The organism is Pseudomonas germanica, from assembly GCF_019614655.1.
GTDB lineage: Bacteria > Pseudomonadota > Gammaproteobacteria > Pseudomonadales > Pseudomonadaceae > Aquipseudomonas > Aquipseudomonas neuropathica.
The window spans coordinates 2,567,896-2,577,677 of sequence record NZ_CP071586.1 but is presented as its reverse complement, the minus strand read 5'-3'; the positions used below and the strand labels follow the sequence as shown (position 1 = coordinate 2,577,677).

Sequence of the window (9,782 nt, the reverse complement as noted above, 5' to 3'; positions counted from 1 at the left end):
ATCGGGCACCGCGTTGCCGGGCACCCGGATTATTACGCCTGCTGCAGATCAGCTACTGCCTTTTCCAGCGATTCTACCGACGCGTTCGCCCGATACTGCACTTTGGCAGCGTCGAGTTGCGCTTTAAGGGCGGCGATTTTCTCGGCGTTTTCGTCAGGCTGATTTACCGCAGCTTTCAGGCGCTCGATATCAGCGTTCAGCGATTGAACCTCGCTCGCCAGATTATCGCGCTCCCCCTCAAGGGTGACGACACCTTCGTGAATGGCCTTTAACGCATCGTACAAGCGGATCGGCAGTTCGCCGGCGCCCGGATGTTCCAGCTCCGACAGACCTTCGGCGGCTTCGATCAGTCGCAGAATGCCGTCGCGCTCGGCGCGCAGCGTAGCGTTGTTCTGCTCCAGGCCGGAAATGACCGCTGCGCCACCCAAATCAACCGGCTCGCTGAACAAAGGCTTCGTCACCGAGACTTCGACGCCGAGCGCCTCGTAAGCGTCGACTACCTTCGGCCAGTCGCCGATCACAACTGCGTGTGTCACACCCGCTTCAGGCCGATCAAAGTGCGCTGGGTTGCGGTACCGCTTTTCCGGATCGAAGTCCGAATTCTGAGCGGAGTAAACCAGTTCCATAAAAGTCTCCGTAGCGGCCATCGCTGGCCGCTGTCAGGGCCAGTATCAGCCGCCGGCTGGTGGCGTAGTAGTCAGAGTGATCAGCACGCCAGCAGTCACTTTGTTGCTGTTGGAATGCTTGACCCAATTCGCAGCCGAACCCACAGCGGCAAGCGTAGGGTTCGCACCACCAGCGGTTTCCTTCCAGCTGTAGCCGAGAACATCGATGTTGACGGTGCCTTCAGCGCGGTAGCCGATACCCAGGTTCTCTTCGTCGTTCACCGCGTACGAACGGAAGCCCGGCGCCTGCGACTCTGTGATCACAACAGCGTTTGGCAGCAGGCCGAAAATCACATCGGCCGGAGCGGTGTCAGTGACCAGCACCGGCTTGCCGAGAGTGCCTGGCAGGCCGCCGTAGATGACAACACCCGCCTCTTCGTAGACCTTGTTCGCGATCGCCTCGTCGACGATGTCGAAGTAAGCACTGGAGTGCATGACCCACAGCGCGATGCGGCCGAACTTGTCACCGAACTTGCGCATACCGCGGGTCAGGGTCTTTTTGCCGTCGGTTTCAATGTTGGCCGAAACCACCATGTCAGTGTTGGAGCTGATCGAGGCGCGCAGTGCAGCAGTGGCGTACTGGATGAAACCTTCCAAAGTGGCGTCGGCAACGTCGGCGCCGATGATCTGCGAGAACTCGTCGACCGGTCGGCCGCGGCGTTTGAAAGCTTCTTCGGTGGTCTGGTACGGGCCGTACTTCCACGGTGCTTTGACGCCAACGGCTTCGCCCGTGCCGATCTTCTTCGCGGTCACCTTGCCGGTGGAGTTAACGTCGCGGTGCTCCAGCGAACCGCCGATCTTGTAGAACGAGCGCTTGCGGAAGTCGCCTTCGATCAGCTCGTTGTCGAGCACGATCGCACCATTGGACGATGCGTTGAACACATCGAGGTTGTCCTGGACACGCTCCAGGTATGCAGTTTGCGCCTCATCGTTGTAGATAATCAGGTCGCTGTTCACAGTCGTTGCCATGCGTGGATCCCCTTATTTGGGCAATTGCAGGTATGCGGTTTGGCCGTGTTTGCGCTGGTAGTCGCGCTTTTGCTCGGCAGTCATTTCGGAGCGCTTGAATGCAGCCTGGCCGCCACCCCCGCCCGGGGCTTGTGTACCTGAGGCCCTTGGCCACAGATGAGGTGCGCTTTCGCGCAGAGATTCCGCCCATTCGAGCGGGGTAAGAGGGGTCTTGCCGTCTTTACCGAGGATGACCTGACCGGATTCATCAACGGCGACCGCTTCACCCTCTTCGCTCAGCGAGAACACGCCTTTGGCGCGCAGGATGATGTCGTCGGTTGCTTCCGGGAGTGCGCCGGCTTTAAGCGCTGCACCGCGAACCGAATCGCCCAGGACTTTGCCCTGGAACTTGGCGGCGAATGCTTCGGCCTTTTCGGCCCGCGCGGTGACGGCCTTCAACTGCTTGTCGTTGTCGGCTCGTAGGCGTTCAGTGCGGCGATTGAAGACCTCATCCACCTTGCCCTCAGTCAGCAGCTTGGTTTCTTCGTCTTGTCCGGCCCGGCTGAGTAGGCCTTTTACGGCGTCAATGTCGATGCCTTCAAACTGGGTTTCGAACTGGGTCAGCTTGCCGGAGGTTTCCTTCAGCTTGCCCAGCAGTTCCGAGTTCTTGGTCTTCAAACCGGAAACGGATGCTTCAACGGCAGTCGCGATAGCGGCCTTGATTGCCGGGTTTTCCAGGTCGATTTCGTTTTCTTCTGCCATGTTGATGCACCCCTTGGTTTTGTTTGCCCGCTTTACAGGCATAAAAAAACCCGCCGAAGCGGGTTTCTAAAAATAATGTGTAAGGTATTACTAGAGCCCGAGGTCATCCTCCAACTGCCAAATCTTCACTTCGTCCGGGCCATACGGATAACGCGGCTCAGCCACTTCTATGCTTTTCAGCTCCTTGCCTTTGCTAAACATCCAAGTGTTGTGAATGAACGCCGTCAACATCGCGTTGTATATGTTCTTTTCAAGCCGACCTTCGCGTACTGCCCTATCGGTCAAAACCTTAAGCTCTTCGTGTTTAGCCTTGCATAGAGCTGAATCATTCGGATTGGCCATGACGCACCTAAAGATCGCAGCCAATTCTGCTCTTTCGAAAATATTCAGATTTTCAACCATGTTAGGCGCTCCGGACTGATGAGCCGGGCAATCTACAGCTTGGCTTTTTCAAAAGCCAGCGGCTCAAGCGCTCGCATTTGTGCGAGGGTCAGAGGTGAAAAATTGCGATCAAGTTGCAGCTCGCCGAACCGCTCAACGGTCAATCCACCCTCCCGGAACAGCTTGGCCCGAACAGGGCCGATCGCGACGTCCTGAAACGATGCCGGCTGCTGCTGAAGCCAGTGGTAATAATCGAGGCTCGCACTTACCTGCCCGGCTCCATCTGCGCCTACCGAAGCCCGGGTAGCGCCCCTGGCGAATATCTCGCTGAGCTTGGTCAGCAAGATGAACGTAGTGCGGCAATTCGGGTGAAACGGTGGGCGCGGCCCGGACTCAACCGGAAACCGTCGCTTATCCATCGATCGACACTGCTGGCTGGTCTTGCTGTCCAGCGTGGCGACCATCTCGACCTCGGAAACGATGTCCGTGTTGGCCTTGGCCACCTCCATGCGCGCCTGGGACGACACATGCTGCATCGCGGTATGCACCACCGTGCTGGCATTACGGTTGGTGGTGGCAAGAATACCGTCCTTGTGGCCGGCCGATTTTGTACCGCGGATGTTGCGGATGATCTGGAAGTTCGTTTGCCCTTCGAAGAAGCCCTGCCGGATCGTGCCGGTGACGCGCTCGCGCTCGGCACTGGTCCAGCCCTTGATGAACGACTTCAACAGCTTACCGCCGCCGGTGCCGCTCACACTGAGGGGATTGGTCAGCACCGCCGTGCGGATAGCCGCTGCCGTCGGTGCGACCACATCCAGCGAAACACCAACCGGCGCTGAACGGGCCAGGCTCGACGCCTCAAATTCAGCCTCGTAGTTGGCGATGTCGATCAGATCGAGGTTCAGTTGCGTGCTGTAGCGGTCGAAAATGCCCAGCAGCAAGCTATCAACCTCTTTCAGCAGCGCCTCCAGCCGCTTCACGTTGTACTCGGTCAGATCCGATTGGGTGAGCCGGTCGCGGATCGAGCGGTCGATCTCTTTCAGGAAGGGGGCGAACTTGCCGACCTCCCCTGCCTTCAGCTTTTCGAGGAAGACCGCGTGCCGAATCGTGGCGTCAAGGATTGCTTGGTTTGCCGCCATCTACTTTGTCCTCGTCATCCAGACCCAAGCCGTCGCCCTGCTCTGCCAGCTCACCGTCGATTTGCTGGTCTGTGCGCTCGGGCGCGATCAGGCCAAGTTTGCGAAGGTAGGCACGCAAATCCGCTTTGGCGAATCCACCGTTCTGCCAGAGGCCCACCAGTACGGTGATCATTTGCGGATCTGCCGTCAGTTCCACGAACTCCTGGTTGATCTGGTAAGCGACCTTCGCGTCGTCGACGCCCATGTAGATGCAGCACCACATGATCGCCCGGGTATAGGCCTCGCTGACGTTGGCCACGCAGCCGGCGAGCACTGACGTTGATGCGGACTGATCGCCGCGTGCTTCGGTCGCCGTCTTGGACGAGAGAGAAGCCACGACCATCCGGGCACCGAGTTCGATCATCATCTGGTTCTTGTCCGCCATGGCCTCCTTCACCAGCGTGTTCGGCAGTGGCTGGGCATAGCCGAACTGTCCGCCGGCAGGCAGCATCATCGGTGCGCGGGAACCAACGTAGACGCCGCTCTTCTCCATCCAGTCGCGCCACTGTTCATCCAGACCGGAAATCCATGGCTGAGCCTGGCCACACCAGAAGACGCTATCTTCGTAGTCGGCGCTGTTCCGGTAATGGCCTAGGTTGATCATGGCGATGTCGTAGAGCGGCGACTCGTCAATGCTCGGATCGTTGTTCTGCGCGCCGACGAAGGTGAACGGGATCTCCTTCAGGCGTCCGGCGGCGCCGGTGGGTTTGAATTCCTGAACAACGGCCAGCGGCCCGCCACCTTTCGGCCCGGACCGGCGCCAAACGCGGCAGACGAAGCCGTCGCCCTCTAACGCTAGCTCCCGATATTGCTCGACCACCTTGAAACCGAAACCGTCTTCGATTTCCGGCGATTCGCGCAGCACCACCAGGGTCAGCACGCTGTGACCGTTCACCATGCCCGTGCGCCAGTTGATGATGTCTTCGGCGCAGTAGGACAGGATCACGGAGTGGCCACCGGTGCCGGCGTCTTGGTGATAGTCGACGTACAGACCATGCCGTCCAGCCTCAAGCACCTTTTCCAGCGTGCCTTGCGAATGCTGATAGATGCTCACACCGGAGCCGTTGGCATTGTCCTGCAGGTACTCCAGCTTCTTGGCGACCGACAGCGTCGGGTCTTTATGGAAGGCCAAGCCGAGTAGCCCATTGCGCGTGTGACCGGTAGCGTTCTTGAACACCGCCCGTTCGCGATAGGTCTTGTTTCGGTCTACGTTCTCTTGAGATTTGTCGTGAGCGTTTATGTACGGCAGTCGGTCGACAACCCTGTGCTGTCCCGCGCAAACATCGCGCACGGTTGCCCAGCGATCCAGCACTTCGATGTAGTCCGCCCGCTTGAAGGAGACGTCGTTGCTCATCGGGCGTATCCCATTTTGATAGCGGTGACCGGTTTGATGATCGGGTACTCGCGGTGAATGAAGTAACCGCCGCCGTCGTTGGCGTGGTCGTTTCCTTGGCTCTTGTCCGGCTCGCCGTTGGGTGCCCAGATTTGCTGTTCTAAGCCGTCGGCGTAGGTCGGACACGTAAACGGGTTGACCAGATAGCGGCGCTCGCCCTGCGCGTTGCAGAACATGGCGTTCATGGCGTTGATTCGGTCCTTCACCGGTGGGTTGGCCGCCGGCGCGATGACCGTGAAGCCTGCCTGCTTGAGCATGGCGATATCGGTGAGGCTCGCATTGACCGACTTACGCGAATCACCGGAGGCGTCCGGGTAGATCCGGATCTCGCAGGTCTTCTTGTAGTCGTTGCCGGTGTGTTCCCAGTACCGCTCCTTGATGCGACGAATCATGTCCGGCGTGTCGTAGCCATCCATCAACTCGTCCACGGCTCGCGGTAGGCCTTGGTCACGTTTGACGTGGGTGATCGCGGCCATTTTGCCGACGTTGAAGTCCATGCCGATGAACAGCGGCTCGCCAGCCTGCACAGTGTCGAAGCACTGGTTCAGCTTGCGGTCGTAAGCGTGGTAGATCGATCCGGACGTCAGGTTGACGAACTGTCCGTTCAGGTACGCGCGGATCAGCTGCTCGGGGTATGACTCCATCAACGAAGCGATGTAGTCGTCCGGAAGGTTCAGCTCGTTGTCGAAGGTGCTGGCCTGGATCAGCCCATACATTTCCTTCAGCGCCGGCTTGTCGCGCAACTGCTTCACGAACTGGAGAAATACGAACTTGAAGCCTTCCGGCGTTGTGGTCACGTCCACGCCGTTTTTCAGCCCGGGGATGTTGTACCGCATCCGAGCAATAATCTTGCGCCAGGCTTGCTGCGCCTTGATCGACGTCAGCACATCCAGCTCATCGACCAGAGCGTGACCAATCTTGAAGCCCACGATGGTCTGCGGCTTCTCCATCGAGCGACAAATCACAGTGCCGCGATACTGCCGGCCGCTGTAGATGTGAACTTCATGGTTCGCCTGGTTGATCTTGGTCTTCAGCCCCCAGTCGCAGGCCACCTCCTCCATCGTTGGATAGAAGATGTCTCGAATCTGCGGGTAAGTCGGTGCGAAGTAACCAGCGTTGACGCCGGGCCACTCCATGAAATGCTTGCTGAGCGCCGAGCATCCGACCCAGGTCTTCCCGGAGCCGAAACCAGCAACGAATGCGCGAAACTTGTGAGGCAACAGGAGGAACTGCGACTGCGGAACGTTAAGGCTCGGCATTCGGCTTCCTCGCATCCACTACGTCGACCTGAATGCGCGTCGGGATTGCCGGTTCGTCGTCAGGCTCATCCTTCCGGTGGCGATTGACGTAGACGTCGCCGACTTCCTTCGCGGCCTGCTCAAGGATCTGCATGGCCAGGCCAATGTTCTTCAGCGACTCGGCCTTCTCCACAAACCGGTTCATCGCACGAAGGCGGAATGCTCGGTTGGCGATCGGGATCTCGGCGGTTTCTTCGCGAAAGCGCTTGCGGGTATCTTCAAACACCGCTTTCCACTTCACGCCAAGGTCACGGCCAGCGTGTTTCGTTGGGTCGTACTGTTCGCACTGCTGGCGTGACACTTCGACGCCGAATGTTTCCTTGACCGCCTGCACTACCTGAGTCGGCGTATCAAAGCAGGCCAACGCCTGCACAATGAAGCGCTTCACCTCATCTTTCAGGGCTGCCATATGGGTTTATTCCGTCAAGGTCCTGTCAAGGATCAGGCCGACTTGAGCAGACAGGTTCCGCAGGCCTTCGATATGTTCAATTTCCCTACCTCGGCAGGATTGTTTGCAGCGTCCACCAGTTCTTGCACTTGAGGGCTCGCCCCATACCGACGCACAACACCGACGAACTCTTCAACGTCGTGTCCGCGCATCTCAAGCTTGGGTAGACCTTCTTGAGTGAAGGCTGGCTGCCCGTACTTATCGGTCGCTTGGGCTATGTGATACAGCTCGTGTTCGACCAGTGCGCAGAAGTCAGCATCGGAACAGTCGGTGCAGTAGTCGGCAGCCAGGGTGATGATGTAGGCCGGCACATCGCCGAACCAATCCAGCATCTGCTGTTCCATTCGGGCCTTCTGCCAGCCGCCCGCGCGGAAAGCTACCTGCTCGGCTTGGCCCACCACCGTGCGCCCCTTCTTCGTGAAGGCGGCAGATGCCCACATCACACGAATGTCCGCATCGATCAGATGGGCATGGTCTTCGTTGTGGATGCTGCCGGTGTCGGCAAGGATCTCGGCTTGGAGCCACTCCCACACTCCAGGAGCAGGGATCAGGCGGATACCGAAGTCGGAAAGATCGGACAGCTCAAGCAGTGATGCAGGCGGATGCGGTCTATCCATCGAAATGACTCCAATCCGGATGTGCTTAGGAGGAGTTAAGAAAGTGCACCCACGTTGAGTGGCGCTAGAAATCCCCGTGTGAATAATGGGTAGGGCCAACTAAACAACCGTGAGTCATCAAATGCCCTCAATCACCGAAACAATCATCTACATGATCGCTTTTCTGGCCGGACCTCCCGCTTTACATTACTTTGCAGTGTGGTATGCGAGGAGTTTTCGCTGGATCATATCTTCAGTGGCAATCCAAATAGGCTTTTTCGCGTACTGGTATTCCCAACAGCCAAATGGCTTGTAACAACATCACCAGTGCCGCACCCAACCGCGGCACACCTACCCTTCACCGCCGTCCAGCAGCACATCAATCAGCTTCTGTTCGCCCAGCCGCATGGCGCCCAAGCACTGCAGGTCGTCGCACTTGGGGCCAAGCCCGAACACCGTCACTTCGCCTTTCGGCCCAATTAGGGTAAGCGCGCCTACGGTGCATTCCGGATGCACACCAGCATCGAGGTCGTCAGCGATCTTGCGCAGAGTCTTGGCTGCATCGCGCCAGCCCTCACGCTTTAACTCAACGAGCTTCGCGGTCATGCCATCACCTTCTGGAACCACTCTTCGATGATCCGGCGCAGAACCGGCTCGGTCAGGATGGCTGATGGGTTGTCGCCGGCAATCACTGAGCGCACCAGGTCACACGGCAGTACGTGGACACCGTCACCAGCCGCTACCGTCAGGTGTGGGCATTGTTCAGCGATGTCATGTATTTGTGCTGTCATGCTCACTCCGTGTCGCGACACAATTTGCTTATTTGCGAAACGTGTCGCGACTTACTTGCTCTGACTGCGCTTGATCTGCGCGTCCACCTGGTCTGCACAGGTGTCGAGCAGGTTGATGGCTTGATTCTTCAGCTCCCACAACTGGCCGTTGTCGGCGAGGTCTTCATCAGCTAGCCGCTCACAGGGCACCAGCTCAGGGGGCTCGACTCTTACTGCTGCTGTCTTTGTTACCACCGGTGGCTTTCCCGCGCAGGCCGTCAGGCAGAGGCTGAGCAGCCCAATCACGAACAGGCTTGCTGTTGCGTTTGAGTTCTTCAAAGTTCTTCTCCGCCTTTCTGGCTTTTGCCTGGCTGGCCTGTAACCGCTTGTTCAGGTCTTTCTGGTAATCGGCGTTGCGCTGGGCTTCGGCGCGCAGGGTGGTGATCGTGGCTTGGCTTTCGAGGTTGGCGTCGACCGCCTTCTTCTTCTCGCTGGCTTCGAATGCCACCTCCCCGCGAAGGGCGACGACGCGCGACTGCTGGATCCCTATGAGGAGCAGGCCGACCAGGGCGATGATGATTGCTGCAGCAAAGGCCTTCATGCGGCATCCGCCTTGCGACCGAGGAATCGGGTCACCAGTTCGCGAATGGCTGTCACGCCGAGGAACCCAATAGTCCCTCCAGCAGCAACCGACAGACTGGGCGGCCAGGTCATCCACTCGATCACGCTGGACGCAACGAGGCTCAGCGATCCACAGATCAGCGATTCGAAAAGGATCCGACGCTTACTGGTTTCCTTCGCGTCGTACATCACGCGAAGCAACGATACGGTGATGGCCATGATTGCGCCCTGCCAGAGCGGATTGCTCAACGCCAGCCAGATCTTGGCCCAGGTGTCTGGCTTATCAGGCATGGTAGGCATCCGAGTTGCCTCCCCCATGGGGAGATTGATAAATCCGGCGTCCGCTGCACTCCCAGCTCGGAGCAATGGGTGTGGGGAGCCGAAAACGAAAAAGCCCCTGCAAATGCAGAGGCCCTGAATAGGTGCGGATGGCAGGCGCTGATCTCCTGCTTTCGGGGTGGTCGAGTTGCACGACCGTACAGTGTGGTTCCGATTACCACAGGGCCAAGGCCCGTTACCTTTACGCATCAGCCTGCGCATTCATCCGCATAATGCGAGGGTCTTTCCCCTCCTGTCCGCCGAAGGCTATCACAGCGTCGACGCCCCATTGCATCGATCTCGCTGTTCCAGTCTCGCGCCACCCTGCAGCATTGTGAGGTCAGGGTGCGCGGGCTGCCGGTGTTTATCCGTAGCACTGTACTTGCCGGCTTATCAGTGTCCAG

At 58.6% G+C, this 9,782-nt stretch carries 14 protein-coding genes; all 14 read right to left on the bottom strand.

Annotation, left to right across the window (positions count from 1 at the left end; translation table 11 throughout):
• Positions 1 to 32: 32 nt before the first annotated feature.
• On the bottom strand, positions 33 to 626 hold the full coding sequence (locus tag J0G10_RS11455; protein WP_220558469.1) for a hypothetical protein: 594 nt from the start codon (positions 624 to 626) through the stop codon (positions 33 to 35).
• A gap of 45 nt (positions 627 to 671) precedes the next feature.
• Entirely contained in the window at positions 672 to 1,634 is a 963-nt protein-coding gene (locus tag J0G10_RS11450) for a major capsid protein (protein ID WP_220558468.1), read from the bottom strand.
• A gap of 12 nt (positions 1,635 to 1,646) precedes the next feature.
• Positions 1,647 to 2,375 carry a hypothetical protein gene (locus J0G10_RS11445; RefSeq protein WP_220558467.1) on the bottom strand — a complete coding sequence of 243 codons (729 nt, stop codon included), beginning with the start codon at positions 2,373 to 2,375 and terminating at the stop codon, positions 1,647 to 1,649.
• 90 nt (positions 2,376 to 2,465) lie between these two features.
• Positions 2,466 to 2,777: a hypothetical protein gene (locus tag J0G10_RS11440; RefSeq protein WP_220558466.1), complete on the bottom strand. Its 312-nt coding sequence runs from the start codon at positions 2,775 to 2,777 to the stop codon at positions 2,466 to 2,468.
• Between the two features lie 32 nt (positions 2,778 to 2,809).
• Positions 2,810 to 3,895 carry a minor capsid protein gene (locus tag J0G10_RS11435; RefSeq protein WP_220558465.1) on the bottom strand — a complete coding sequence of 362 codons (1,086 nt, stop codon included), beginning with the start codon at positions 3,893 to 3,895 and terminating at the stop codon, positions 2,810 to 2,812.
• Complete coding sequence (locus tag J0G10_RS11430) at positions 3,870 to 5,288, bottom strand: DUF4055 domain-containing protein (protein WP_220558464.1); 1,419 nt, start codon at positions 5,286 to 5,288, stop codon at positions 3,870 to 3,872. Before J0G10_RS11430 ends, J0G10_RS11435 begins: the two co-directional genes overlap by 26 nt.
• Positions 5,285 to 6,586, bottom strand: coding sequence for a terminase large subunit domain-containing protein (locus J0G10_RS11425; RefSeq protein WP_220558463.1), 1,302 nt, complete (start codon positions 6,584 to 6,586; stop codon positions 5,285 to 5,287). Before J0G10_RS11425 ends, J0G10_RS11430 begins: the two co-directional genes overlap by 4 nt.
• Positions 6,573 to 7,034 carry a DUF2280 domain-containing protein gene (locus J0G10_RS11420; protein WP_220558462.1) on the bottom strand — a complete coding sequence of 154 codons (462 nt, stop codon included), beginning with the start codon at positions 7,032 to 7,034 and terminating at the stop codon, positions 6,573 to 6,575. The genes J0G10_RS11425 and J0G10_RS11420 overlap by 14 nt, the downstream gene beginning before the upstream one ends.
• A 32-nt stretch (positions 7,035 to 7,066) precedes the next feature.
• Positions 7,067 to 7,690 carry a putative metallopeptidase gene (locus tag J0G10_RS11415; RefSeq protein WP_220558461.1) on the bottom strand — a complete coding sequence of 208 codons (624 nt, stop codon included), beginning with the start codon at positions 7,688 to 7,690 and terminating at the stop codon, positions 7,067 to 7,069.
• A gap of 330 nt (positions 7,691 to 8,020) precedes the next feature.
• Positions 8,021 to 8,275, bottom strand: coding sequence for a hypothetical protein (locus tag J0G10_RS11410; RefSeq protein WP_220558460.1), 255 nt, complete (start codon positions 8,273 to 8,275; stop codon positions 8,021 to 8,023).
• Positions 8,272 to 8,460 (bottom strand): hypothetical protein, encoded by a 189-nt coding sequence (locus J0G10_RS11405; RefSeq protein WP_220558459.1) that lies wholly within the window; start codon positions 8,458 to 8,460, stop codon positions 8,272 to 8,274. Before J0G10_RS11405 ends, J0G10_RS11410 begins: the two co-directional genes overlap by 4 nt.
• Positions 8,461 to 8,511: 51 nt before the next feature.
• Positions 8,512 to 8,694 carry a hypothetical protein gene (locus J0G10_RS11400; protein ID WP_245398037.1) on the bottom strand — a complete coding sequence of 61 codons (183 nt, stop codon included), beginning with the start codon at positions 8,692 to 8,694 and terminating at the stop codon, positions 8,512 to 8,514.
• Positions 8,654 to 9,040: a hypothetical protein gene (locus J0G10_RS11395; RefSeq protein WP_220558458.1), complete on the bottom strand. Its 387-nt coding sequence runs from the start codon at positions 9,038 to 9,040 to the stop codon at positions 8,654 to 8,656. The genes J0G10_RS11400 and J0G10_RS11395 overlap by 41 nt, the downstream gene beginning before the upstream one ends.
• On the bottom strand, positions 9,037 to 9,360 hold the full coding sequence (locus J0G10_RS11390) for a phage holin, lambda family (protein ID WP_122597479.1): 324 nt from the start codon (positions 9,358 to 9,360) through the stop codon (positions 9,037 to 9,039). Before J0G10_RS11390 ends, J0G10_RS11395 begins: the two co-directional genes overlap by 4 nt.
• Positions 9,361 to 9,782: the final 422 nt, after the last annotated feature.